The sequence below is a fragment of the Curtobacterium sp. Curtsp57 genome, assembly GCF_047324335.1.
Classification (GTDB): Bacteria; Actinomycetota; Actinomycetes; order Actinomycetales; family Microbacteriaceae; genus Curtobacterium.
In genome coordinates, this window is record NZ_CP168511.1 from 3,951,012 (window position 1) to 3,976,651 (window position 25,640).

At 72.1% G+C, this 25,640-nt stretch carries 17 protein-coding genes; 9 read left to right on the forward strand and 8 right to left on the reverse strand.

Annotated features, from left to right (window positions below; translation table 11 throughout):
* Window positions 1–8: 8 nt before the first annotated feature.
* Entirely contained in the window at window positions 9–2,075 is a 2,067-nt protein-coding gene (locus ACEN9V_RS18960) for a hypothetical protein (RefSeq protein WP_413601593.1), read from the forward strand.
* A 7-nt stretch (window positions 2,076–2,082) separates the two neighbouring features.
* Here ACEN9V_RS18960 and ACEN9V_RS18965 read toward each other — a convergent pair whose 3' ends face one another.
* Window positions 2,083–2,559, reverse strand: coding sequence for a GtrA family protein (locus ACEN9V_RS18965; RefSeq protein WP_281264985.1), 477 nt, complete (start codon window positions 2,557–2,559; stop codon window positions 2,083–2,085).
* A gap of 123 nt (window positions 2,560–2,682) precedes the next feature.
* Between ACEN9V_RS18965 and ACEN9V_RS18970 the strand changes: the two genes are divergently transcribed.
* Window positions 2,683–3,726, forward strand: a complete 1,044-nt coding sequence (locus ACEN9V_RS18970; RefSeq protein WP_413601594.1) for a glycosyltransferase family 2 protein — start codon at window positions 2,683–2,685, stop codon at window positions 3,724–3,726.
* Window positions 3,723–4,457, forward strand: a complete 735-nt coding sequence (locus tag ACEN9V_RS18975) for a polyprenol monophosphomannose synthase (protein WP_413601595.1) — start codon at window positions 3,723–3,725, stop codon at window positions 4,455–4,457. Before ACEN9V_RS18970 ends, ACEN9V_RS18975 begins: the two co-directional genes overlap by 4 nt.
* A gap of 9 nt (window positions 4,458–4,466) precedes the next feature.
* Here ACEN9V_RS18975 and ACEN9V_RS18980 read toward each other — a convergent pair whose 3' ends face one another.
* From ACEN9V_RS18980 to ACEN9V_RS19000, 5 genes are all read right to left on the reverse strand, one after another.
* Window positions 4,467–6,359 (reverse strand): hypothetical protein, encoded by a 1,893-nt coding sequence (locus ACEN9V_RS18980; protein WP_413601596.1) that lies wholly within the window; start codon window positions 6,357–6,359, stop codon window positions 4,467–4,469.
* A 72-nt stretch (window positions 6,360–6,431) separates the two neighbouring features.
* Entirely contained in the window at window positions 6,432–7,763 is a 1,332-nt protein-coding gene (locus tag ACEN9V_RS18985) for a hypothetical protein (RefSeq protein WP_413601597.1), read from the reverse strand.
* A 125-nt stretch (window positions 7,764–7,888) separates the two neighbouring features.
* Window positions 7,889–9,835, reverse strand: a complete 1,947-nt coding sequence (locus ACEN9V_RS18990; RefSeq protein ID WP_413601598.1) for a hypothetical protein — start codon at window positions 9,833–9,835, stop codon at window positions 7,889–7,891.
* A gap of 38 nt (window positions 9,836–9,873) precedes the next feature.
* Window positions 9,874–11,874, reverse strand: a complete 2,001-nt coding sequence (locus ACEN9V_RS18995; RefSeq protein ID WP_413601599.1) for a hypothetical protein — start codon at window positions 11,872–11,874, stop codon at window positions 9,874–9,876.
* A gap of 122 nt (window positions 11,875–11,996) precedes the next feature.
* The gene (locus ACEN9V_RS19000; protein ID WP_413601600.1) at window positions 11,997–13,310 is read right to left on the reverse strand and encodes an exopolysaccharide production protein; all 1,314 of its coding nucleotides are present in this window, start codon (window positions 13,308–13,310) and stop codon (window positions 11,997–11,999) included.
* 111 nt (window positions 13,311–13,421) lie between these two features.
* Between ACEN9V_RS19000 and ACEN9V_RS19005 the strand changes: the two genes are divergently transcribed.
* The gene (locus tag ACEN9V_RS19005) at window positions 13,422–14,744 is read left to right on the forward strand and encodes a hypothetical protein (RefSeq protein ID WP_413601601.1); all 1,323 of its coding nucleotides are present in this window, start codon (window positions 13,422–13,424) and stop codon (window positions 14,742–14,744) included.
* 27 nt (window positions 14,745–14,771) lie between these two features.
* Here ACEN9V_RS19005 and ACEN9V_RS19010 read toward each other — a convergent pair whose 3' ends face one another.
* Both ACEN9V_RS19010 and ACEN9V_RS19015 read right to left on the reverse strand, forming a co-directional pair.
* Window positions 14,772–16,151 carry an O-antigen ligase family protein gene (locus tag ACEN9V_RS19010; protein ID WP_413601602.1) on the reverse strand — a complete coding sequence of 460 codons (1,380 nt, stop codon included), beginning with the start codon at window positions 16,149–16,151 and terminating at the stop codon, window positions 14,772–14,774.
* A gap of 19 nt (window positions 16,152–16,170) precedes the next feature.
* Window positions 16,171–18,297, reverse strand: a complete 2,127-nt coding sequence (locus ACEN9V_RS19015; RefSeq protein WP_413601603.1) for an acyltransferase family protein — start codon at window positions 18,295–18,297, stop codon at window positions 16,171–16,173.
* A 78-nt stretch (window positions 18,298–18,375) separates the two neighbouring features.
* Here ACEN9V_RS19015 and manA point away from each other — a divergent pair, with 78 nt between their 5' ends.
* The 5 genes from manA to ACEN9V_RS19040 all read left to right on the forward strand — a co-directional run bounded on the left by manA (window position 18,376) and on the right by ACEN9V_RS19040 (window position 25,615).
* The gene (gene manA, locus ACEN9V_RS19020) at window positions 18,376–19,593 is read left to right on the forward strand and encodes a mannose-6-phosphate isomerase, class I (protein WP_413601604.1); all 1,218 of its coding nucleotides are present in this window, start codon (window positions 18,376–18,378) and stop codon (window positions 19,591–19,593) included.
* A gap of 83 nt (window positions 19,594–19,676) precedes the next feature.
* Complete coding sequence (gene galE, locus ACEN9V_RS19025) at window positions 19,677–20,639, forward strand: UDP-glucose 4-epimerase GalE (protein ID WP_413601605.1); 963 nt, start codon at window positions 19,677–19,679, stop codon at window positions 20,637–20,639.
* Window positions 20,640–20,911: 272 nt separating this feature from the next.
* Entirely contained in the window at window positions 20,912–21,244 is a 333-nt protein-coding gene (locus ACEN9V_RS19030) for a WhiB family transcriptional regulator (protein WP_413601606.1), read from the forward strand.
* 127 nt (window positions 21,245–21,371) lie between these two features.
* A complete protein-coding gene (locus ACEN9V_RS19035) occupies window positions 21,372–24,221 on the forward strand; it encodes a glycosyltransferase (RefSeq protein WP_413601607.1) in 2,850 nt (949 codons plus the stop codon).
* Window positions 24,218–25,615, forward strand: coding sequence for a DUF5719 family protein (locus ACEN9V_RS19040; protein ID WP_413601608.1), 1,398 nt, complete (start codon window positions 24,218–24,220; stop codon window positions 25,613–25,615). Before ACEN9V_RS19035 ends, ACEN9V_RS19040 begins: the two co-directional genes overlap by 4 nt.
* The last annotated feature ends 25 nt before the right edge of the window (window positions 25,616–25,640 follow it).

Consider the following 25,640-nt stretch of genomic DNA (forward strand, 5'->3'; position numbering starts at 1 on the left):
ATCACCGCGTGAGCGCACCCACCACCGACCGAGCCCGCACACGGAACCCGCTCCTGACGGCGTGGGTCCGCCTCGAGGCCGGCTGGCAACGGGTCGTCGAGCCCCAGGCGTCCGGACTCCCGAACCTCGTCGTGCTGCTCGGCTTCCCGGTCGTCGCGGCGCTCATCGTGGTCGTGCTCGTGGCGCTCGGCATCTCCGGGAGCTCCACCGGCGTGTACTGGCAGAGCTTCGGCACGGGAACCGACCCGAACCTCCTCGCCGGCCACCCCCAGGGCATCAGGAGCGACGAGTGGCTCGTGCAGTCGAGCTGGATCGTGTCGCAGGTGCGCGAGGGATTCCCGGTCGTCAACCAGTCGTTCCCCGGCGGCATGGACGCGACCATCCAGAACGACCTGCCGTCATGGGACTGGTCGAGCGTCTTCCGCCCGCACGTCGTGGGCTTCCTCTTCCTGCCGCTCGACCAGGGCATGGCCGTGCGGTGGTGGATCCCGGTCCTCGGCGCCCTGGTCGCCGCGTACGTGTTCGCGGTCACCGTGATGCCGCGCCGCCCGGCGACCGCGGCGTTCCTGGCCGTCGCGCTCTGCCTGTCGCCGATGATCCAGTGGTGGTTCCTGCCGACGACGATCTGGCCGGTGGCATGGGCCTTCGCCGGCCTCACCGCCGTGCTGTGGGCGTTCCGCTCCACCCGGCGCTGGCCGTCGATCGTGGCCGCCGTGATCACCGGGTACCTCACCGTCACGATGGTGATGAGCATCTACGTGCCGTACATGGTCCCGGCCGGCGTGGTGCTCGTGGCGCTCGCGGTCGGGTTCCTGGTCGAACGGCTCCGCACCCCCGGCGTCCCGTGGCGCGGCACGCTCCTGCGGCTCGTCCCGCTCGCGTCGGCCGCGGTGGGGGCCGTCGTGGTGATCGGCGTGTGGGCGCTCACCCGCATCGACACCATCAAGGCCGTCCTCGGCACCGTGTACCCGGGCCAGCGCCTCGAGGCGGCCGGTGCATCGAACTACAACGCGCTGATGTCGCTGTTCAGCGGCCCGTTCCAGCGGTCGTTCCAGAGCGGACACATCGGCGGACTCGCGGTGAACCAGTCGGAGGGCGCCGCGCCGATCATGGTCGTCGTCTTCGTGCTGCCGGTCCTGCTCTGGCTGCTCGTCACCTCGCTCCGACGCCGGCGGATGGACTGGCCGGTGCTCGCGACCGTCGTCGTGCTGCTCGTCCTGCTCGCGTTCGTCTTCGTCCCGCACTGGGACGCCGTGGCACACCTGCTCCTGCTCGACCGCAGCACGGACGCGCGGCTCCGGCTCGCGTTCGACCTGCTCGGGTTGGCCTCCGTCGCCCTCATCGCGGCACGGCTCGACCGCCGGCGCGTCGAAGCCGGGACCGGCGCGGCGCGCACCCCGTGGCTCGTCGCCGGGTACTCGGTCGTCCTCGTGGCCGGATCGATCGCCGTCGTGTACACCCACCTGCACGCGAACCAGTCGATCGTGCTCGCCTCCCACGCCTGGCGGTACGCCGCCGTCCTGCTCGTCGTCGCGGTCGTCTGCATCGCGCGTCGGTGGATCGCCGTCGGCGCGCTCCTCGTGCTCGCCGTCTCGGTCGCGGTCGGCGGACAGGTCAACCCGCTGTACCGCGGCGTGTACGACCTCGGCACCGAGACGACGGCAGGCCGTGCGGTCTCGGCCATCGTCCGGGACGACCCGGACGCGCGCTGGGTCGGCATCGGCGGGTACGTCCCGACGGCGATGCTCCTCGAGAGCGGCGCGCACTCCTACAACGGTGTGCAGACCTACCCGCCCGAGGAGATGTGGGACGAGATCGACCCGTCCGGGAAGTCCTCGGACGTCTGGAACCGTCTCGCGAACGTCAACTGGCTCGACGGTGTCGGGGCGCCGCAGCTCTTCCTGCCGGTCCGTGACCAGATCCAGGTGAGCTTCGACGGGTGCAGCCGCTTCGCGCAGGAGAACGTGCAGTACGTGCTGTCCGACCAGCCCGTCACCGACGACTGCATCTCGCCGGTGCGGAAGATCACCGAGGGTGCCGAGACGCTCTGGATCTACGAGGTCGACAAGCGCTGAGCGTGGCTCAGACCGCCTGGCGGACCGCTTCCTCGGCGCCGTCCTTGCGGTCCGGGAACACCCACTTGCCGTACGCGAAGTAGCGGAAGACGGTCGCGACGGCCTGCCCGACGAGCGTGCCGGACACGTTGTCGGCGAGCGGGGAGTCGAGGTGCAGCACGTAGCGCGAGAACCCCAGGCACCCGAGCTGCAGCAGGATCGCGATGACGTTGAGCAGCGCGAAGACGCCGAAGCTCTTGAGCGTCTGCTCGCCGCTCCGGTCCCGGTAGGTCCACAGCCGGCTGCCGAAGTAGGTGGCGACGCTGGCGACGGCGATCGCGATGACCTTGCCGAGCAGGGGGAGCGCGAAGAGGGGGCCGTGGCCGCCCCAGAAGACCAGCACGTTGTAGACGACTGCGTCGACGACGAAGCCGATGCCCCCGACGACGAGGAACGAGCCCCCTCGGCGCAGGTGCCCGACGAACCACTCGGATGCTCTCGACACGGTGTCCTTCCTGTTCCGCGGGGCGCGTCCGCCGTCGAGCACGGGAACTGTTAGCCTCTCGCAGGGGTTTCGTGACCACGACCCCGCCGCTCGACGGATCCGTGACACTGAAGGACCCTACCCGTGACTCTCGACGACCTCGTCATCGCCGCGATCGTCCCCTGCTACAACGAGGCACCCGCGATCCACAAGGTGGTGACCGACCTGAAGCAGGCGGTCCCGGGCATCCACGTGTACGTCTACGACAACAACAGCACCGACGGCACCGACGACGAAGCCCGTCGTGCCGGTGCCGAGGTCCGGTACGAACACACCAAGGGCAAGGGCAACGTCATCCGTCGCGCGTTCGGCGACATCGACGCCGACGTCTACCTGATGATCGACGGCGACGACACCTACGACGCCGCAGCCGCCCCCGAGATGATCAGGACCCTGCTCGAGGGACCGTACGACCACATCCTCGGCGTCCGGCAGGACGACCCGACGTCGACCGCCTACCGTCCCGGTCACGAAGCCGGCAACCGGATGTTCAACCGCGTGGTCGGCCGGCTCTTCGGCACGCCCGTCTCGGACATGCTGAGCGGGTACCGCGTCATGTCGCGTCGCTTCGTGAAGTCGTTTCCCGCGCTCTCCCGCGAGTTCGAGACGGAGACCGAGCTCACCGTGCACGTGATGAACCTCCGCGTCCCGCACACCGAGGTCCCGGTCGGGTTCCGCGACCGCGCCGCCGGCACCGAGTCGAAGCTCAACACCTACAGCGACGGCTTCAAGATCCTCTCCCTCATCGCGCACCTGATCCGGTTCGAGCGCCCGGTGCTCTTCCACGGGATCATCGGCGCCCTGTTCGCGGTCGTCGGCATCGTCCTCGCGATCCCGCTCTTCATCGAGTTCGGACGCACCGGACTCGTCCCGCGGTTCCCGACCGCGTTCCTCGCCGCATCGCTCATGGTGATCGCGTTCCTGACGTGGATACTGGGCTTCGTGCTGGAGGGCGTGACGCGGCTCCGACGCGAGACGAGCCGGCTCAACTACCTGACCTACTCGGCGCCGGGTGCCGCGCAGCGCCGGCTGCCGACCGAGCACTCCGCCCCGGAGTCCGCGACGCCGTCCGAGATCGCCAGCAGGACGATGGGCCGTGACGAGCCGGGGAGCACCCCCGCCCGATGACCACCAGTCCGGTTCCCCTCGTCATCGTCCCGACGTACGACGAGGCCGAGAACGTCGGTGACATCCTGTCGCTCGTCCTCGGTGCCGTGCCGACCGCGCACGTGCTCGTCGTCGACGACGGCAGCCCGGACGGCACCGGCGACGTCGTCGCGGGGATCGCGGCCCACGACGATCGCGTCCACCTGATGCGGCGGGCCGGCAAGCTCGGTCTCGGGAGCGCGTACGTCGCCGGGTTCCGGTGGGGGCTCGAGCGGGGCTACGACCTGCTCGTCGAGATGGACGCGGACGGGTCGCACCCGGCAGACCGGCTGCCCGCCCTCATCGAGGCCGTCGTCGGCGACGAGGGGGTCTCACTGGCGATCGGGTCTCGGTGGGTCCCCGGCGGCTCCGTGGTCGACTGGCCGAAGTACCGCGAGGCACTGAGCCGCGGCGGGAACGCCTACGCCCGGTGGATGCTGCGCATCGACGTCCGGGACATCACCGCGGGGTTCCGCGTCTACCGCGCCGACGTGATCGCCCGGATGGACCTCGATTCGATCGATTCCAAGGGCTACTGCTTCCAGGTCGACATGACGCTCCGCGTGCACGACCTCGGCGGCACCATCGTCGAGGTGCCGATCCGGTTCCGTGACCGGCTCCGTGGTGTCTCCAAGATGAGTCAGGCCATCGTGCTCGAGGCCATGCTCCGCGTCACACAGTGGGGACTGCAGCGCCGGTTCGCCCGGCGCTGAGTCCCAGCCCTACACGCAGGTGGCGTTCCGGTCGAACCCGTCGGCGACGTACTGGACCATCTCGATGCGCCCGCCTGCGGTGAACGGGGTGGCCGCACACGACTGCTGCGCCGTAGCGAGCGTGGCGGTGCCGACCGCGCGCCAGCTCGGCAGGCGGTACAGCGTGCTCGACGACGGGACCGAGCCGAACAGCGTGCTCCACTCCGACGGCGAGGAGTACAGCCCGACGGACGCCCCGATCGACGTGAAGTACGCGGTCATCCCCTCGAGGGTCGCGCGGTTCTGACCGACCCCGCTCTGCCACGTGCCGTTCGTCTCGGCGTCGAGCCACCACCGGTAGCTGCCCGGGTTCGAGACGCTGCGGTCGTTCGCGTCCTCGACCGCGCGGTTCCAGCCGTACATCCACGAGCACGCGGTCGACGTGAGCCCCGCGGTGTCGTTCGTGCACGTGCCGTACGGGTTCGTCGGACGCGTCGAGTCGCTCCCCGCGTTGCTCGTCGGCCAGGAGGCCCGGCTCGCGCCGGGGTTGTTCTTGAAGTACTCACCCGGGTTCGCGGTGTTCACGTAGAGCTGGACCTTCGGCTGTGTCGTCCCACCGGCCGATCCCAGCGCCCAGACGAGCTGCTGGCCGAAGCACGGGTTGTCGTTGTTCGCGAGGCCGTTGTTGACGCCGATCAGGCCGAACGCCATGTCGTCTGGCCACGTCGACGCCGAGCCGCACTGCGGCCACGAGATGTCCGCACCGATGCCCGATCCGGACGACCCGTCCATGAAGTACCCGGCGACGTCGAGGTCGAGCGTGGCCGACCCGGCCGACACCTTCGCCTGGACGCCGCGGTTCACGGTGCTGCCGGTCACCTTCGCCATCACGAGGTTCGACACCGCGCGGTTCGCCCCGAAGACCTGGGTCGCGACCTGGGCGTCCTTGCCGGCCGGGGTGACCCGGAGGTACCCGGCCGCCGTGGTCTTCTCGGTCTCGGCGTTCGCGACGACGGCGGTGGCGGTCCCCGGGACACCGGCCGTGCCGGAGAGTCGGACGACGCGTGCGGTGGTCGTGACCGGGCCCGCGTAGGCGCGCGTGGTGTCGAGGGGCACGAACACCGAACCGCTGTCCGAGTTCTCGTAGTACCCGGAGACGTCCATGAACACCGTCGCGGTGCCGCTCGACACCTTCACCTGGGCCGCGCCCCCGACGAGCTTCACGATGACGAGGTTGGAGATCGCGGTCCCGCGGGTGAACACCTGCGCTGCCACCTGGGGGTCCTGGCCGGACGGGGTGACGCGCACGTACCCGTTCGCGGTCGTGTCCTGCACCTGCGTGTTGACGGCGACCGCGGTGGCCGTCGACGGGACCCCGCCGACTCCGGTCAGCGGGACCCGGACGGGCGTCGTGCCGACCGTGCCCTGGAAGACGCGCGTCGCGTCGAGGGGGGTGTACGTCGCACCGGAGCCGTCCACGTAGTACCCGGAGACGTCCATGAACACGGTGCCGGTCCCTGCCGACAGCTTGACCTGCACACCGCCTCGGGCGAGCTTCACGGTCGAGAGGTTCGAGATCGTCTGCCCGGCGGAGAACTCCTGGGTCGCCACCTGCGGGTCCGACCCGCGCGGCGTGACGCGGACGTACCCGTTCGCGGTCGGGGTGCCCACCTCGACGTTGACGACGACGGCGGTGGCGTTCGACGGGACGCCGACCTTGCCGGCGATCGTCACCACGGTGGGGGAGGTGCCGACGGTTCCGGACCAGACGCGGGCGGTGTCCACCGGCACGTACCGCCCGGTGGTGGGCGCGGCTGCCGCTGCCGGTGACGGTGTGACCGCGACGACGCCGGCGCTGACCAGGCCGATCGCGACGAGTGCGGTGGTGACGACGAGGGCGAACCGGTGGAGCGGGCGCGTCATGGCGTTCCTTCGATCAGGACCGTCCCCCTGACGGTCACCGGAAGTGTACGGGCACGAGGTGTCCGGCCGTCGTCACCGCGCGGGTGCTGCGTCCACGGACACATCGGCGCGACGCCTCCCGGTGGTCGTCCGGTCGGCGAGCGGCCGGCTGACCACCGGCGTCCGGAGGAACACCACCACGAAGACGACGAGCAGCGCGGCACGCACCCATATCCCCGCGGTCATCATCTGCGATGCCCAGGTGTCCCCGGTCTGGCCGATCGCCGCGTAGTACCCGTTCCGGAAGAAGCCCGTCGTGAGCGCGACGTCCGTCACCAGGTACGCGGCGATCCACCACCCCCCGAGGCGGAGCACCACGAAGAACGGCAGCAGCCAGAGCACGTACTGCGGCGAGTCGACCTTGTTGCAGACCATGTACACGCAGAGCATCGCGGCCGAGGACTGGATCCAGGGGGTGCGTCCCGTGCGGACGCCGATCACGACGGTGACGCCGAGGACGACCAGGATGCCGAGGCCGGTCGACACGGTCGCGAGCATCGACATCGTGTCCTGGAACGGGCCGTCGAGGTCCGCCGACCACGGGAGCAGTCCGTAGTACCAGACCGACAGCGTCGAGGCGCCGATCGGTCGCCCCGCCTGGAACTGGAAGACGGAGAGCCAGCCCTCGAAGTTCACGACCATGAACGGCACGTTCGCGACGAGCACCGCACCGACACCCGTGCCGAGCGCGACGAGGGACCTGCGGAGGCGGCCGGGCAGGTCGAGGTCACGGTCGAGGAACGCGGCGAGCACGAGTGCGGCGAGGAACATCAGCGGGTAGAGCTTGAACGCCCCGCCGACACCGAAGGCGAAGCCGGTGACGGCCCAGCGGACGAGCGGCGGCCAGGACCGGGGCGCCGCGGTCATCACGAGCAGACCGGCGACGGTGCAGGCGACCGGCAGGAGGTCCCAGTTGTAGGCCGCGTACAGCGCGAGCGGGGGCGTCGCGGCGAACACCCACGCCCGCCGCCCGGCGATGCGGGCGAGCGCGAGGGTGACGACGACGGCGAGGAGCGCAGCGACCACACCCGTGACGACGAGGAACGACGCCGCCGAGTGCGCGAACAGCGCGGTGAACCACACCCAGACGCCGGTGAGGGTCGGGTACTCGACCGTGCCGCCGCCGAGGACGGGCGGATCGCCGCGGTAGGTCCCGAACACGTACGGGAACACATGCGCGCCGAGGTCGCGCTGGTTCCACAGCGACACCACGTCCGACCAGCAGCCGTAGCGGTTGACGTACTCGCCGCGGGACACGTCGGCGGGCTGGGGAACCGTGCAGAGGAGCTTGTTGAGCAGGTTCAGCACGGAGAACGCGGCGGCGACGACGCACATCGCGATGCGTTCGGGGAGGCGGAGCGGCACGTGATCACGGTAGCCGGTCGCGGCACGCGACCACGGCCGCCCGGCCAGCCACGGCCGTCCTGGAGGCACGGGGCGGTCCCGCACCGTGCCTCCCGTCCGGTGCTTCCAGCGTCCGGAGCCGTGGTTCAGCGGCAGGACACGACGCGGCTGCCGCCGCCGCCGGAGTACACCACCTGTTCGAGCGGGCCGCCGAGCAGCGGCGCCCCGGTGACGCACATCCGGTGCGCGTCGGTGAGGTCCCCGGCGACGACCGCCGCGGACGGCAGGTCGGCGATGACGCTGGTCGCCGGCACCGGTCCGAGGTGCTGCCACAGCTCGTCGGCCGTCCCCCTGATGCCCACGCGGGCACCGCGGGACTCCAGGTAGGTCGTCGCGCCCTCCAGGTACGCCTGGCCGAACGCCGGGTCGTCCTGCACCGCCCACCTGGCGTTGTGGACGTCGAGCCACCACATCTGGTCGGCCGGATCGGGGACACCGGCGACGGAGGTCGCGTCCCACGCCGCCCAGACACCGAGCACGTAGGAGCACGCCTCGTCGAGCGCGCCGGCACACGAGCCGTACCGGTTGCCCGTGACGACCGGGCCGCCGGTGGGAGCGGTGTCACTGGTCGGCCAGGGGAGGACGTCGGGGAACCGTGCCGCGTACCGGTCGCCGTGGTTGCCGGCGTGCATCAGGTACTGCACGCGGTCCTCGCCGGTGATGCCCACCGCCGTCTGCGCGGCCGTGAGGAGCGGGGGCACGCAGCCCGACCGGTAGGCGGCGCTCGTGCGGCTCCCGACGTCGACGACGCCGAATGCGGCGTCGGACGGTGCGCGCCTGGTGTCGACCGTGTTCGCGGGGCTCGAGCACGCGCCCTGCCCGTAGTCGACGCCGACGGCCGATCCGGTGGACCCGTCGACGAAGTACCCGGCGACGTCGAAGAACACCGTCGCCGACCCCGCCGAGACCTTCACCTGGAGGTTCCTCGTCCGGTCCGTCCCGCTCACCGGCGTCATGACGAGGTTGGAGACCGCCTCACCAGCGCGGAACGACTGGACCGCGACCTGCGCGTCCTGACCGGGAGCGGTGACCCGGACGTACCCGGCCGCGCTGGGTCCGCTGACCCCGACCGTGGCGACGACCGCCGACGCGGTCGCCGGGACCGGGCCCGTCCCGGTGACGGGGACCAGGCTCGCTGTCGTGGTGGGGTGCACGGTCGCGGTCCTCGTGGGGGCGACGGACACGAACGCGGAGCCGCGGTCGTCCGCGGTGTAGTACCCGGCGACGTCCATGACGACCTGGGCGCGTCCTGCCGACACCTTCACCTGGGCGGCGCCGTCGACCAGGCGCACGATCGCCAGGTTCGACACCGGACGGCCCGCCGTGAACTCCTGGGTGGCGACCTGCGCGTCGCGGCCGGCCGGTGTGACACGGACGTAGCCGGACGTCGTGGGGGAGCCGATGCCGGTGTTCACGGCGACGGCGGTGGCGTCCGTCGGGATCCCGGCCCGGCCGGCCAGCGGGACGCGCACCGGAGCGGTGCCGACCGTGCCGGTGAACGTCCGGACCGCGCTCACCGGGGTGAACGTCGAGCCGACGGTGTCCGCGTAGTACCCCGACAGGTCGAGGGAGACCGTCGCCGTGCCGGTCTTGATCGACACCAGGACGGCGCCGTCGACCACGCCGACGGTGGTCAGCGCGGAGATCGTCTGGTCTCGGGCGAACACCTGGTCCGCGACGGCTGCGGTCGCGCCGTCCGGGGTGATCCGCACCCATCCGGCAGCGGTCGGGTGCTCCACCTCGACGTTCAGCACCGCTGCGTTCCCGAGGCCGGGGAGACCGACGAGCTGCGGGACCTCGACGCGCACGGGCTTCGTGCCGACCGTGCCACGCCAGATCCTCGTCGTGTCCACCGGTGTGAACCGGCCGCCCGCCGGCAGGGTCCTGGCGGTCTGGCCGGCCGGGGCCACCGCGGCGGACGCGGTCGGATCGGCCTGTGCCGCCGCGGCTGCTCCGGCCTGTGCGGTGCCGATGCCCGCGACGGCGAGGGCGGACGCCAGGAGGACGATCGCGAGACGGCGGAGTGTGGTCACGGGCGGGGAGTTCCTCTCGCGGGTCCGGTGTGCGCGGGTCATCGGCAGCTCACCAGCGCCGAGCGGTCGTACCCCTGGAAGCTGAGCATCTCGACCGGGCCGCCGAGGATCGGGGGGACCGTCGTGCACGCTCGCCGGGCCGCGGCCAGGTCGAGTGCGTTCTGCCAGATCGTCGAGGTGGGCAGCTGGGCCAGGTCGCTCTCGGGGGGAACGGTCCCGATCAGCTGCGCGACGGTCCCCGGGGTGTGACCGATCACGCCGACGGACGCGCCGATCGACTCCAGGTACGCGGTCTCGCCCTCGAGGTACGCCCGGTTCCTGCCGAGCTCGCGCGTGGACCCGAGCCACGGGACGACCCACCCGCCGTCGGTGTCGACCTTCAGCCACCAGCGGTGCGCGCCGGGGTCGGTGATCCCGGGCTGCCGCGCGGCGATGACGGCGTGCCAGTACCCGAGCACGTACGAGCACGCCTGGTCGACGATCGCGTGACACGATCCGTACGGACTCCCGGTCACCGTCGGACCGCCCGGGATCGTGTCGCTGGTCGGCCAGGGGTGCGCGGGGTCCGGCGCCGAGCTCGTGAACCAGTGTCCGGCCTGCAGGGAGAACTGCACGGCCGGCTGTCCGAGGGCGCCGACCGCGGTGGAGGCGACGTCGAGGGCGGCGCCGAGGCAGGGGTTCGGCTCGCCGGGGCCGTGGTCGGCGGACACGACGACGAACGCGGCGTGCCGGGTCGCGGCGCTCGCGGGCAGCGTCGATCCGACGCACCCGAGGCTCGAGACGGACTCGCCGAAGCCGATGCCCACGGAACCGTCGAGGAAGTACCCGACGACGTCGACGTCGACCCGTGCGGTGCCCGCGGAGACGCGGACGTCGATCGACCTGGCCGTGTCCGTGCCCGTGACGGCGGGCATGACGGTGTTGGACTGCGCCCCGCCGGCGGAGAACACCTGGGTCGCGACCTGCGCGTCGGTCCCGGGCGTCGTGACCCGCACGTACCCGGCCGCCGTGGTGCGCTCGACCTCGACGGTCGCCGCCACCGCGCTCGCAGCCCCCGGGATGTCACCGATGCCGGTCACCTGGACCGGGGTCGCCGTGGGTCCGACCGTGGTCGTCCCGACGCGGACGGGATCCTCCGGCACGAACACCGAGCCGTCGTCGCCCGGTCGGTACGCTCCGACGACGTCGACGTACACCGTCGCGCGTCCCGCGGAGAGCTTCACCTGCGCGGCGCCGTCCCGGAGCCGGACGATGACCAGGTTCGAGATGGTCCGCCCCCGTTCGAACTCCTGCGACGCGACGGCCGCGTCACGGCCGGCCGGCGTCACCCGGACGTAGCCGGCGGCGGTCGGGGAGCCGACCTCGACGTTCAGCGCGACGGCGGTCGCGTCCGTCGGGACGCCGCCCCGACCCGCGACGGGCACGCGCACGGGAGCGGTGCCGACGCTCGGCGCCGCGATGCGGGCGGGCGGGAGCGGGTCGTAGGTCGACCCGGTCGGCCCGTACGAACCGGCGACGTCGAGGTACACCGTCGCCGACCCGCCGGAGAGGGTGACGTCGACCATGCCACCGACGTTCACCCGGAGTGCCACCGTCGTGAGTCCGGAGACGGTCTGGCCCGCGCGGAACACCTGCGTCGCCCCCTGGGCCGGGGACTCGTACGGAGCGACCCGGATCCACCCGTCCTGGGTCGGGTGTTCGACCTCGACGTTGACCACGACCGCCGTCGCGTCCGCCGGCAGGTGCGCGAGCGTCTGGAGTTCGACGGAGGTCCCAGGGGCCCTGACCGTCCCGTGCCATGCGCGGGTGGTGTCCAGCGGCGTGTAGCGGCCGCCGTCGGGGAGGGAGCGCGCCGGGGGCTGCGCACCGGAGGCGGACGACGCGGCGGCCGACGCGGTCGTAGCGGCCGGCGCGGTCGCGGCTGCGGACGGCGCGGCTGCGTCCGTCGAGGGCGCTGCGAACGCCGGACCGGCGATGGCCGTCGTCACGATGGCCGCGAGGACGACGGCGACGACGGCGAGTCGACGAGACGACAGCATGGTTCCCCCTCGGAACACGTCGCTCCCGCGACGGTGGCCCGCACGGGCACCTTGGGATCGTACGGGCGCGCGGGGGCCAGGCGGCTGTCGATCCGTACAGGCCGACGACCCCTCTTCTGGTGTCAGCCCGCGTGGTCGTTCCGCGGCAGCAACCGCCGCCACGACCGCCGCCTGGCCGCGACCACGAGCACCGTCGTGAAGACCATCAAGCCCGCGCCGTGCAGCAGGTAGCTCTCCGCGGTGCTCGTCACCCCGAGGAGCACCAGGATCGCCGCCGGCCAGACGTAGGCGACACCGGGGAACGTGGTGGCGGTGACCCAGGCTCGGGCGAACGCGAGCAGCGCCGTGAGCAGCAGGATCAGCATGCCGGCGAGCCCGATCTGCAGCCACGCGTCCACGAAGGCGTTGAGCCCTGACGTGAACCGGGCGCCGGACGGGTCGACGAAGACGGCGAACGGCACGACCGGCTCGCTCGGCCACGTGCCGACCCACCCCCAGCCCTGGATCGGGAACTGCCCGATGAAGACGCGGATCTGCGACCAGAGGTCGATCCGGATGGCGCTGCCGCCCGCCGCACCGATCTCGGCCAGGATGCGGTGCCGCGCGAGCACCCCGACGATCCCGACCCCCACCACGAAGGCGGCGAGCACCCCGTTCACGACCGGCCGGGTCCGTGCCTGCGCGTGCCGCAGCGACCAGAGCGCGAGGGCGGTCACCGCGAGCGCGATCATCGCGAGGCCGGTGATGGGGGACTGCACGAGCATGAGCGCGATCACGGCGAGCGCGGTGGACCCGACGGCGCGCCACATCGTCACGGAGCGGGTGAGGAACTCGACGACGAAGGTGACGAGTGCCGTGGCCGCGACGAACCCCATGAAGTTGCGGGTCCCGCCGATGCCCTGGATCGGTCCGCCGTACGCGATGTCGCCGTGGATCCCGAACGCCGGGATCGGCACGTCCAGCACCAGCCCGGACAGGACCTCGAGGCCGAGACCCACGACGAGCAGGATGCGGAAGGCGTCACCCGACGCGCGGATCACCTGCACGAGGTCGCGGCCGAGCGCCAGGTAGAGCCCCAGCCCGACGAAGCACACGGTGCCGACGAACCCACGGAGCGCCACCCAGGAGTACTCGCTCCACAGGACGCTGAGCGCGCAGTAGCCGACGAAGGCGAGGAGCGACAGCGGCAGCACACCGTGCCACTCGATCCGGTAGCGCTGGCCGAGCAGACTGAGCCCGGCGAGGACCACGAGCGTCACGAGGACCGCCCACGTCCCCGCGGTGCCGACGAGTGCGTGCACGGTGGGCTGCCCGAACGCGAAGAGCAGCATCACGGTCGCGAGGGCCTGGCTGAAGCGGCCACCGGCCGAGAACCCGATCCACGCCGACAGGTACCGGCGTGCGAGCGCTCGCCTGGTCACCCTGCCGTCCGTCACCGCACCATCCTCTCGCACCGCCCCGTGTCCCGGCTCCCGGTCCGCCCGGTGCGTCGACATCGCACTGGGTTGATATCGCTGTGCGCGATGAACCGGTAGCGTCAGCCGTCGATGGAACGCACGAGGAGGACCCTGCTGACGGCGCTCGCCGCGGTGGTGATCGGCATCGGGGCGGCAGCGCTCGCGTGGTACCGACTCGGCCCGGTCACCCGCGGGACGGCGTGGGCCGAGGACGGCGGGCTGTTCCTCCGCGAACGTCTGGCGCTCGGCGTCGACGGGTCGCTGCTGCACCCGTACGCCGGGTACCTGCACCTCCTGCCCCGGCTGGTCGTCGACCTCGGCGTCGCCCGCCCGATCGAGCAGTACGCACTGACCGTCTCGGCGGCGTCGTGCGCGATCGCCGGAGCGGTCTGCGCCGCCGTGTTCCTGCTGTCCCGAGACGTCGTCAGGGCGTGGCCGCTCCGCCTGGTGCTCGCCGCCGTGCCCGTCGTGTTGCCGCTGGCGCCGTACGAGATCAGCGGCACGGCGGCGAACCTGCACTGGTACATGCTCGTCGCGGTCCCGTGGCTGTTCTCGTACCGCGCCAGGACGTGGTGGGGCGCCTCGGTCGTCGCCGTGCTCGCGCTGGTGGCGGTCCTCACCGAGTTGCAGACGGTGCTGTTCCTGCCGCTGCTGCTCCTGGCGTGGTTCCCGAGGTCGGCGCCGCGGCTGCGGGCGCTGCCCGTCACCGTCGTCGCACTCGGTGCCGGTGCGGCGCAGGCCGTCGTCGCGCTGACGACGCACCGGTCGTCCGTCCGCGGCGACCCGTCGGTCGTCGACGTCGTCGCCGGGTACCTGGTGCAGCCGGTCGCAGCGACGTGGGACCGGGACGTGGCCGCGGTCGGCCGGGCGGTCGCCGCGCACGGCTGGTGGGTCGTGGCCGTCCCCGTCGTCGTCCTGGTGCTGCTCGTCCTCGCCGCGATGGTCGTCGGCACCTGGCGTGCGAGGTTCCTGCTCGTCGGCCTCGCGGGCGGGTCGGTCGCCGTCTGGGTGGCGGCACTCGTCGCGAACAGCTCGGCGGACGGACGCTGGGGATCGCTCGACGACGCGCACCTCGCGACGCTCGGTGCGACCCGCTACGCGGCCGCCGCCGGCATGCTGCTGCTCTCCGCGGTCGTGCTCACTGCGGCCGTCCTGGTCGAGCAGCAGCGGACGGGAGGCACGGGGCGCGTGATCGGGGCGGCCGTCGGTTGGTGCGTGGTCGCGCTGGTCGTCGCGGTGTCGGTCCTGAACGTCGCACCTGGTCCGGCGCAGCGCAGCGCCGGCCCCGTGTGGGCGCCGCAGGTGACGGAGTCGATCGCTGCCTGCCGCGCCGACCCCGGACGCATCCTGGTGATCAGGACGGCGCCGTGGGCGGCCGAGGTTCCGTGCTCGTTGGTGCTGCGGGACCGCTGAGACGAGGCGGGTGGCCTCGGCGGCCGGTCAGGACCGTGCTGCCCAGCGGAACTCGCGCTTGCCGTGCGGGGTGCGCGGGCCGTCGCCGATCGACACCGGTTCCTCGCCGACGAGCACGATGCGCGTCTTGATCGCGATGAGGGCGAAGAGGACCCAGTTGCCCTGGTAGAGCAGCCGCGACTCGGCGAGGGACTGCACGAGGAGCGCCACGACGACGAGCAACGGGAAGAGCGACACCGGGTCGAAGGGGCGGGCGAGCTGGTCGGCGCCGTACCCGATCCGCGTCGCGCAGGACCACGAGCGGTTCAGCGTCGTGAGGACGTAGATGCCGAACAGGATCAGCCCGATCAGACCGGTCTGCATCCACACGTCGAGGAACGCGTCGTGCGCCTGCAAGTAGGTCACGCCCTTGCGCGGTGCCAGGTCGGCGAGCTGGTGGATGCTCGGCCACCAGTACCCGATCCAGCCCCAGCCGACGACGGGGTGCTGGTCGATCATGCCGAGCACGGCCGACCAGATGTCGCTCCGGCCGGTGAAGTCCGAGCTCTTGCCGAGCAGGCCCGCGATCGCGCCCCTGGCCAGGACACCGACGACGACCACGACGACGGCGACGGCGGCGATGAGCAGGTACCGCGGTGTCCGGCGCTCGGTCGGGACCCGTCGGACGAGGACGGCGAGCGCGAACGCCACCGCCACGACCGCGGCTGCGACGATCACGGTCGACGATCGCGTGAGGACGAACACCGCTGCGGCGACCACGAGCCACCCGATCGCGCGGTTCCTGCCCATCCGACCCTCGGCGAACTGCACGGCGACGGCGATCGCCGCGAAGAGGGCGACCATCGCGAGCAGGTTGGCGTTGCCGGGGAAGCCCTGGATGCGTCCGCCCGTGAAGAGCTCGGCGCGGGAGAAGTAGAACGCGTCGGGGATCTTGCGGTCGCCGTAGTGGGTCCAGATCGGCGCGATGGGGTGCCGCACGATGACGGCGACCACGGCCTCGAAGAGGAGCGACAGGCCGAGGACCCAGCGCAGCGCGGCGCTGACGGCGTCGAGGATGCGCCGCCACGTCAGCGTGGAGGCGATCGCGAAGGCGACGAGCACGCAGAGGAGCTGAGCGGCCATGCTCGCGAGCGTCGCGGCACGCCAGTGCGACCAGGCGACCGAGACCAGGCACCAGGCGAGGAACAGCCACAGCGCCCTCGGGGTCCGCGCGACGGTGGGCTTCGCCCGGACGACGACCGTGATGCCCCACGCTGCCTCGAGCGCCCAGACGACGGCTGCGCCGTACCAGGTCAGCATGTTCGGCACGGCGTCGCCGGCGAACATCGTGAACAGGATCGTGGTGGCGAAGGCGAAGGCCTCACGCTCGGGCACGGTGCCGCGTGCCAGGGGCCAGGTGTTCGTCACCGGGACAGGCTAGCGCCGGTCACGCCCCGAACGATCCGAGTGCCTTCGCGATGTCGGCGCCGAGGTACGGCGCGAGGGTCGTCGCGAACGTCGCGGTCAGGTGCGTGGGATCGCGGTGCACGACGACGCCGCCGATCACCGCGGGACAGGTGGTCGCGGTGCAGTACGAGTCGGTGAGGTCGATGGTGCGTGCGCGGTCACCGAGCGTCGCGGCGGCCTCTGCGGATCCGTCGAACGACGACAGCGCGTCGGCCCTGGGGGAGTCGCACGCGTCGGTGGTCGGTCCGGACATCTTCCCGAGGCAGGTCAGCACGTCGTCCCGCGCGACCGGGTTGTCCCGGATGGCGATGACCGGCACACCGGCCTCGGTGGCGGCGCTCCACGCCCCGACGAGTCCCCGGACGACGGTGTCCTCGTTCGTGGAGCCCTCCGGGACGATCACGGGCGACTTCGTCGTCGCGTGGGTGACCACGAGGGCGTCGAGCCCGGGGTGCTGCCGGATCCAGGTGAGTGCCGACCGCTTCCAGCCGTCACACGAGTCCGTGTACGCCTGGGACGGCGCCTGCTGCTCCGCGGTGGTGAGGTAGCAGCCCACGTGCCCGGCGACGTCGATCCGCCAGTTCCGCTGCTTCGCGATCGCGGCGTAGGCGCTGAGCAGGGCGTTGTTGTGCGAGTCGCCGATCGCCGCGATGTGCTTCGTGTACCCGGTCTTCGGCCCGAGCGAGCAGACGTTGAAGTCCGCTGTGGTGTTCGACCAGCACGCGTAGCTGTTGACGTCGTCCTTGCCGGCAGCGGCGGGAGTCGGCACCCGCACGTCCGCGAGCTTCGGGTTCACGCAGGGGTGGGCGCTCCCGATCCGGGCAGCGGCGCCGAAGCAGTCCACGTCGCCGGTCTCGAGCGACTTCTGGAACGCCGCCGCCTGCACCTGCTGGACCTGGAGCGCGCCGAGGGTCGAGGCGCCGAGCGCGACGACGAGCACGGTGCTCAGCGCTCCGTACAGCGCGACACGACGCGGGCGGAGCGCACGGACCCAGGTCGAGAACCGGAGCGGTTCCTCGACGAAGAGCGTCGTCACGGCGGCGATGACGAGCGAGGCCACGAGGATCGCGACCTTGCTCCGCGTGCCGAGCGGGTGCCCGGTGGCGATCGGCAGCAGGACGACGGCCGGCCAGTGCCAGAGGTACACGGCGTAGGAGATCCGGCCGAGGAACGCGACGGGCGCGAAGCGGCCGAGGACGTCGAGTCCCGAGCGGGCGCCGAGCAGGACGACCAGCGTGGCCCCCGCGACCGGGAGGAGCGCGGCGATGCCGGGGAACGCCGTCGCCGGGGTGATCACGACGAGCGACGTGAGCAGCAGTGCGACACCCAGCCACGAGCCTCCTGTCCGGACCAGCCTGGCCACCTGCGTGCGGGGAGCCGCGAGCGTGACGGTGGACGCGAGCCCGCCGAGCGCGAACTCCCACGCACGCGTCGCCGTGGAGAAGTACGCGATGCCGGGGGCCGTGCGGGTCTCGACGACGCACCAGACGAGCGACACGACGACCACCGCGCCGAGCAGCACCCGTGCGGTGCGGACCGGGGCGTGCCACCTCGTGCGCCGCAGCGCCAGAGCGAGCAGCACGAGCAGGATCGGCAGCGCGATGTAGAACTGCTCCTCGACCGACAGGGACCAGAAGTGCTGGAACGGCGACGGCTGGTTGTCCGACGCCAGGTAGTCCACCGAGTCGGACGCGAGCTGCCAGTTCTGGACGTAGATCGTCGACGCGATGAGCTCGCGACCGTACTGCCCCCAGAGTGTGCTCGGGACCAGCACGAGGACGGCAGCACCCGTCGCGAGCAAGGTCAGGAACGCCCCGGGGAGCAGGCGCTTCGCCCGCCGCGACCAGAACCGGCCGAGTGCGATCCGCCCGGTCGCGGTCTGCTCGCGGAGCAGGTGCCCGGTGATGAGGAAGCCGGAGATGACGAAGAACACGTCGACGCCGACGAACCCGCCGGGGAGCCGGTTCGGCCAGAGGTGGTAGAGCACCACGGCGAGCACGGCGAAGGCGCGGAGCCCCTGGATGTCCCACCGAGTGGTGTCGGGCCGCGTGGCGTCGGGCCGCGTGGCGTCGGGACGGCGGCGAGTGGCGGCTGGCTGGTCGGACATCGCGGAAAGTCTATGTATCGCGGATCGTGCCAGTGCGCAGGAGGCGGCCTGACGGTCGTGCCCGATACGCTTCTGGGCATGTTCCTCGGCATCACCAACACGGCGCGCGACTACGCGTGGGGGTCGGTCACCGCGATCCCAGAACTCCTCGGCCGGACCGTCACCGGCGCCCCGCAGGCCGAACTCTGGCTGGGCGCGCACCCCGGCAGCCCGAGCGTCGTCGTGAACCCGGCGATGGTCGGTGGGGCGGACACCGTGCTCGACTGGATCGCCGCGGAACCGGAGACCGCGCTCGGCGCCGGGCGCACCGGGCTGCCGTTCCTGCTGAAGCTCCTCGCCGCCGCCGCCCCGCTGTCCCTGCAGGCGCACCCCACCCCGGAGCAGGCACGAGCGGGGTACGAGCGCGAGAACGCGGCTGGCGTCCCGCTCGACGACCCCGCCAGGAACTACAAGGACCCGTTCCCGAAGCCGGAGCTCGTGGTCGCGCTGAGCGAGCGGTTCGAGGCCCTGAGCGGGTTCCGGCCGATCGAGTCGACGCTCGCCGACGTCGAGGTGCTCGACGCGGACAGCGGACGCCTCGGCCCGCTCGTCGCACACCTGCAGCAGGGGCTCGAGGACACCGTGCGCTGGCTCGAGACCGCCGACCCGTCCGCCCTGGCGATCGTCGACGCCGTGGGCCACCTCGCCACCGACGCGGTCGCAGCGGGGGACGTCAGCCCGAACCTGGCCACCGCCGCGGCGCTCGCCGAGCGCTACCCGGGCGACCCCGGTGTCGTGGTCTCGCTGCTCATGCACCGCGTGACGCTCGCGCACGGCGAAGCGATGTACCTGCCGGCCGGCAACATCCACGCGTACCTCGACGGCCTCGGGATCGAGCTCATGGCGCCGTCCGACAACGTCCTGCGCGGGGGACTCACGCCGAAGCACGTCGACGTGCAGGAGCTGCTGCACGTGCTCGACTTCACCGCCTACCCGGCGCCGGTGCTCGTGCCGGAGCCGCTCGCCTCTGGCGTCGACCGGTTCGCGCCGGACGGCGTCGGCTTCGCGCTCGTCCGGGTGACCGGCGACGGCAAGCCCGTGGGGCTCGGCACCGGTGGCGTCGCGCCGCTGTCCGGCCCGTCGATCGCGATCTGCACCGAGGGCGTCGTGACACTCGTGGGCGCCCGGTCCGCGACCCTGCTGCGGCAGGGGGAGTCGTGCTTCATCACGCCCGACGAAGGCGACGTGACCGTCGAGGCCGACTCGACCACCGGGCTCACGTCCACCGTCTTCATCGCGACGGGAACCAGCGAGTGACGGACACCAGCGAGTAGCGACGAGCGGGTTCGCGCACCGGGTGCGCGGGAGTCCGCGTCGCGCGGTCCGCTAGCGTGGCTGGCATGAGTTGGCTGGTCACCGGCGGTGCCGGGTACATCGGATCCCACGTCGTCCGCGCGCTGCGCGCAGACGGCATCGACACCGTCGCGCTGGACGACCTCTCGAGCGGCTTCCGCGCGTTCGTGCCGTCGGACGTGCCGTTCGTCGAGGGCACGATCCTCGACGCCGACCTGCTCGCGCGGACGATCCGGGAGCACGACGTCACGGGCGTCGTGCACGTCGCCGGGTTCAAGTACGCGGGCGTGTCGGTCGAGCGTCCGCTGCACACCTACGAGCAGAACGTCACCGGGATGGCGACCCTCCTGCGGGCGATGGCCGACGCGGACGTCGACAAGGTCGTGTTCTCCTCGAGCGCCGCGGTGTACGGCACGCCGGACGTCGAGACGGTCGTGGAGTCCACCGCGAAGAACCCGGAGTCGCCCTACGGTGAGTCGAAGCTCATCGGCGAGTGGCTGCTCCGGGACATGGAGGTCGCCCGCGGGTTCACCACCACGTCGCTCCGCTACTTCAACGTCGTCGGGTCTGGGGAGCCGGACCTCTACGACGCGAGCCCCCACAACCTCTTCCCGCTGGTGTTCGACGCGCTCCTCGCCGGCAGGACCCCCCGGATCAACGGCGACGACTACGCCACCCCCGACGGCACCTGTGTGCGGGACTACGTGCACGTCGCCGACCTGGCGCACTCGCACGCCGTGGCGGCACGGAAGCTCGAGGCGGGGGAGCCGCTCGACCGTGCGTACAACCTCGGCAGCGGCGACGGCGTCAGCGTCCGGCAGATCATGGACGCCATGGCCAGGGGAACCGGCATCGCCTTCGAGCCGGAGGTCGCCCCGCGCCGCCCCGGCGACCCGGCACGCATCGTCGCGACCGGCGATGCCGCATCCCGCGACCTCGAGTGGGCGATGCGCCACACCCTCGACGAGATGGTCACGAGCGCCTGGGAGGCCCGCCGCCGCGTGGCGTAGGGCTCCCGCCGCTCGCACAACCGAAAGCAGCTCGCGCCGCGTCCTTGCGTGGTGCGAGCTGCTTTTGGTTGTGCGCCGTGCCGGCAGCTACCGCACCCCGCTGTCCCCCGAGACGCCGACAGAACCGGCGCGACACGCCCGAATGGGGGACATGACACGCCGGAACGGTCAGTGCCTTCTATGATCCGCGACTTGACTCCGACGAATCACACCGCTGTAATTACAGGCAACGACACGCTGCGACAGGCGGCGACAGCGAGACGAACCAAGGGGTGATCAGGGTGAGCGGTTCCGACTTCCACGCCGGAGTTCCAGAGGACTGGCACGTCGACCCCGTGGCGCTCGGCGTCCCGGGTGTCCGCCGAGCCACTGGCGACGACGAGGAGAACCCGCTCGCCTGGCAGGTCGACTCCCTCTGCGCGCAGACCGACCCGGAGGCGTTCTTCCCCGAGAAGGGCGGCTCGACGCGTGAGGCGAAGAAGATCTGCACCTCGTGCGAGGTCCGGGCCCAGTGCCTCGAGTACGCGCTCGAGAACGACGAGCGCTTCGGCATCTGGGGCGGCCTCTCCGAGCGCGAGCGTCGCAAGCTGCGCAAGCGCGCGTAGCCCGATCCCGTCCTGGAGGCGCGGCGTGCGCCAGGCGCACACCGCGCCTTGATCCTGTCCACAGGTTCACGGCACGCCGTCCCGTCGGGCTGTGGCCGGGCCTCCAGACCGTAGAGTGACGCCCGTCATGCAGCCCAGTTCCGCTCAGCCCCGTGTCACCGCGATCCTCGTCTGCGCGAACGGTGCCGACCACCTCGACCGGACGCTGGCCGCCCTCGCGAACCAGACCCGCCACCCCGAGAACCTGGTCGTCGTCGACGTCGGTTCCACCGACGGGTCGACCGCCGAGCTCGAGTTCGGCGGATCCGCCCAGCTCACCAGGATCCCCGCAGGACGCTCGTTCGGTGACGCGGTCGCCGCGGGCGAGCAGGCTGCTCCGCGCCCCGAGTCCGACGAAGCGGTCGACGAGTGGCTCTGGCTGGTCGGTCACGACAACGCGCCGGCGCCGACGGCACTGGCCGAGATGCTCGCGGCCGTCGAGATCGCCCCATCCGTGGCGGTCGCCGGCCCGAAGCTCGTGGACGACGAGGACCCCTCCCGCATCCGCGCGTTCGGTGAGAGCATGACCCGGTTCGGCCGCTCGCTGGTGCTCGTGCAGGACGAGCTCGACCAGGGGCAGCACGACCGGAACACCGACGTCCTGGCGGTCGCCGCCGGCGGCATGCTCGTGCGCCGCTCCGTGTGGGTCGCGCTCGGCGGCTTCGACCAGGCGCTGCCCGACGTCGACGCCGCACTCGACTTCTGTGTGCGCGTGCGCCTCGCGGGCCACCGCGTCGCGGTCGTCCCCGATGCGCGGATGACGAGCGCCGGCCCGATCGAGGAGTTCGGACGCAAGCGCGTCTCCGAAGGTCGTCGCGTGCGCCTGCACCGGCAGGCGCAGCTGCACCGCCGCATGACGTACGCATCGGCCGGGGTGCTCTGGATCCACTGGCTCACGCTCGTGCCGTTCGCACTCGGCCGTGCGATCGGGCACCTCGTCGCGAAGCACCCGGCAGCGGTGTCCGGTGAACTGGCCGCAGCGTTCGCCGTGGCCTTCGGCGGCGCCGGTCGGTCCAGGACGGCACTCGCACGCACGAAGAAGCTCGGATGGGCGGCGGTCGAGCCGCTGCGCGTCAGTTGGCGCCGCGTGCACGAACGGCGCACGACCTCGCGCGACGTCGAGCTCGCGCGGGTGGAGGACGCACCGATCGCCCGGGCGTCGTTCCTCGGCGACGGCGGCATCTGGGTCGTCCTCGCCGCTGCCGTCCTCAGCGTCGTCACGCTCTTCCCGCTGCTCGGCTCCCCGGCGCTGACCGGTGGTGGCCTGCTGCCGCTCTCGACGACGGTCGGACAGCTCTGGCAGAACGTCGGCTACGGCTGGCACACCCTCGGCACCGGGTTCACCGGGCCGAGCGACCCCTTCGCCGCGGTGCTCGCCGTGCTCGGGTCGATCGTCTTCTGGTCGCCGTCCACCGCGGTCGTCGTCGTGATGCTGCTCGCCTTCCCGGTGTCGGCGCTCGGTGCGTGGTTCGTGGTCCGCAAGGTCACGACCCGGACGTGGGTGCCCGTCATCGGCGCGGCGCTGTACACGATCGCGCCGTCGCTCGTCGGGGCCGTCACGACCGGCCACCTCGGTGCCGTGATCGCCCACGTGCTCCTGCCGTGGCTCTTCCCCACCGTGCTCGAGGCCCACCGCTCGTGGGCGTCGGCGTCCGGTGCGGCCCTGCTCTTCGCCGGCGTCGCCGCGTCCGCGCCGTCGCTCCTGCCCGTGCTGCTCGTCGGGTGGCTCGTGGCGCTCGGCATCGGCTGGCGCCACGCGCACCGCCGGGTGTTCATCGCGGTCCCCGCCGCGGTGCTCTTCCTGCCGCTCGTGCTGACCCAGCTCGCCCGCGGCAACGTGCTCGGGATCTTCGCCGACCCCGGCGTGCCATCCGCGACCAGGGCCCCCTCCGCGCTGCAGCTCGCGATCGGGCAGCCGCTGCCGGACTGGAACGGGTGGCTGCCGGTCAGCGAGCCGCTGTCCCTCGTCCTCGCGGCGCTGCCGATCGCGTTGGCGATCCTGGCGCTGCCGATCGCGGTGACCGCGCTCGGCTCGATGCTCGGCCACCGCTGGTCCGTGGCGGGTGCCGCGCTCATCGCCGCGCTCCTCGGCTTCGCCACCGCGTTCGCCGCCACCCACGTCACCGTGACCGGCGTCGGCTCGACCACCACCATCGTGTGGCCGGGCAGCGGGCTGACCGTGTACTGGCTGGCGATCGTCCTCGCGGCCTGCATCGGCATCGACACCGTGCCGCGGCAGGCTCCGGTCATCGGGCTCGTCGCGACGGTCTTCGCCGGGGTCGCCGTCGCGCCGGCGTTCGCGGCGTTCTACCTCGGCAACGCGGTGATCCAGCCGACCACCGGCCGGGTGTTGAGTGCCTACGTGAACGCCGAGGCGCAGGCGAACCCCGACGTCGGCACCCTCGTCGTCGACCCGCAGACCGACGGCTCGCTCGCGGTCTCGCTCGAGCGCGGACAGGGCTCCACGCTCGACGACCAGTCCACGCTCGACGCCACGGCGCTGTCGCTGTCGCCGGCCGGCTCACGCCTGGCCACCCTCGCGGGGAACCTCGCCAGCCGGAGCGGCTACGACCCGCGTCCCGCGCTCAAGGAGCTCGGCGTGAGCTTCGTGCTGCTCGACGACGCCCCGGCGGACGACCAGGCGAAGGCCGTACACGACCGCGCTGCCGGTGCGATCGGGCAGAACGCGCTCTTCACCAGCATCGGTGAGACCACGAGCGGTCAGCTGTTCCACTACGAGGGCGACGTCGACCGCACCGGGACCGGGTCGGCCGCTGCGAAGACCACCCACGTGCTGTACCTCGTGGTCCTCGGGGTGGTGTTCGGCGCGGCAGCACTCCTCGCCGTCCCGACCGCTCCGCGCCGGCGCCGTGCCACCTCGAACGTCATCGAGGCCGAGGAACCCGCCACCACCTTCGACGAGGAGCGCGACGAATGAGCACCACCCCCGCGCGCCGCTGGATCGTCCGCGGCACGGCGACCGCCATCGCGGTGGTCGTCGCGGTCGGCACGATCGGAGCCGCCCACGCGTTCGGGACCACCGAGGCCCCCGGCAGACCGGCCGGACGCACGGTGACCCCGGTGCCGGCCGACGCCGAGCGCGTGTGCGCCGGCAGCGCCCTCCGGCTCTCCGACGACGCCGGGAACGACGCGACGAAGGCGACCACGGTCGGGACGGCCACGGTGGCGACGGCCACGACGGGGGAGTCCGTCGAGCGATCCGACCTGGCGTCGAGCACGAACGGCAGCAGCGACCCGACCCTGCTCACCGCGCCGGCGGGCGACACCACCCCGCAGGTCGCCGGCTCGAGCTACCAGAACGTGTCGAACGGCGACCTCGTCGGCGTGGCAGCCGCGTCGTGCGACGACCCGTCGCAGTCGACGTGGCTCGTCGGCGGCTCGACCGAGACCGGCCGCACCAGCCTCATCACCCTGTCGAACCCGACCGACGTGAACGCCACCGTCGACCTGTCGATCTACGACGGCACGGGCACCGTCAGTGCTCCCGGCACCACGGGCATCGTCGTCGCGCCGAACTCGCAGAAGGTCGTGCCGCTGTCCGGGTTCGTCTCGGACCAGGGCTCGACCGTCGTGCACGTCACCTCCTCCGGCGGGCAGATCGTCGCGCACATGCAGGAGACCGTCGTCCGCACACTGACCCCCGGTGGGTTCGACATCGTCTCCGGCGGTGCGGCCCCGTCGCGCAGCCAGGTCATCCCCGCCGTCGTCCTCCGCGGAGCCCAGGAAGCCCAGCGTGGCGACGACACCGCTGATGCGGCCCCGATCGTCCGGCTGTTCGTCCCAGGGGACAAGGCCGCTCGCGTCACGCTCGGGATCACCACCGCGGACGGCGGCGGCACGACGGTGAACACCACCGCGGAACCCGGCGTGGTCACGGACGTCTCGCTCGACGACTTCCCGGACGGCCGGTACTCGTTCTCGGTGAGCTCGACGGAGCCCGTCGTGGCGGGTGCCAGGACGACGACCCCGACCGACCACGACTGGACGGACCTCGGTTGGTTCGCCTCGGCCGAGCCGCTCGGCGCGAAGGCGATCACGTCGGTCGCCCCTGGCGACGGCGCCCGGCTGAACGTCGTCAACCCGACCACGGAGGACGCGACCGTCGTCATCCGGTCCGGCGACGACCGGAAGTCCGTCCGCGTGCCGTCCGGTTCCACCGAGACGGTCGGCGTGGACACCGCCAAGCAACTGACGATCACCGGTGCGAAGGGCCTCGTCGCCGGGGTCACGTACCAGGGCGACGACGGTGTGGCCGGCTTCCCGATCCGCCCCGAGACCGAGGTCTCGACCCCGGTGCGCGTCTACCCCTGACGCGCGGCTCGCGTCTCGCGCGGGC

Bases quoted from the DNA above. Each gene is read 5' to 3' on its own strand.
- ACEN9V_RS18975 (WP_413601595.1), top strand. From the start codon at position 3,723: ATGACCACCAGTCCGGTTCCCCTCGTCATCGTCCCGACGTACGACGAG.
- ACEN9V_RS18980 (WP_413601596.1), bottom strand. From the start codon at position 6,359: ATGACGCGCCCGCTCCACCGGTTCGCCCTCGTCGTCACCACCGCACTC.
- ACEN9V_RS18995 (WP_413601599.1), bottom strand. From the start codon at position 11,874: ATGCTGTCGTCTCGTCGACTCGCCGTCGTCGCCGTCGTCCTCGCGGCC.
- ACEN9V_RS19005 (WP_413601601.1), top strand. From the start codon at position 13,422: ATGGAACGCACGAGGAGGACCCTGCTGACGGCGCTCGCCGCGGTGGTG.
- ACEN9V_RS19015 (WP_413601603.1), bottom strand. From the start codon at position 18,297: ATGTCCGACCAGCCAGCCGCCACTCGCCGCCGTCCCGACGCCACGCGG.
- manA (WP_413601604.1), top strand. From the start codon at position 18,376: ATGTTCCTCGGCATCACCAACACGGCGCGCGACTACGCGTGGGGGTCG.
- galE (WP_413601605.1), top strand. From the start codon at position 19,677: ATGAGTTGGCTGGTCACCGGCGGTGCCGGGTACATCGGATCCCACGTC.
- ACEN9V_RS19035 (WP_413601607.1), top strand. From the start codon at position 21,372: ATGCAGCCCAGTTCCGCTCAGCCCCGTGTCACCGCGATCCTCGTCTGC.
- ACEN9V_RS19040 (WP_413601608.1), top strand. From the start codon at position 24,218: ATGAGCACCACCCCCGCGCGCCGCTGGATCGTCCGCGGCACGGCGACC.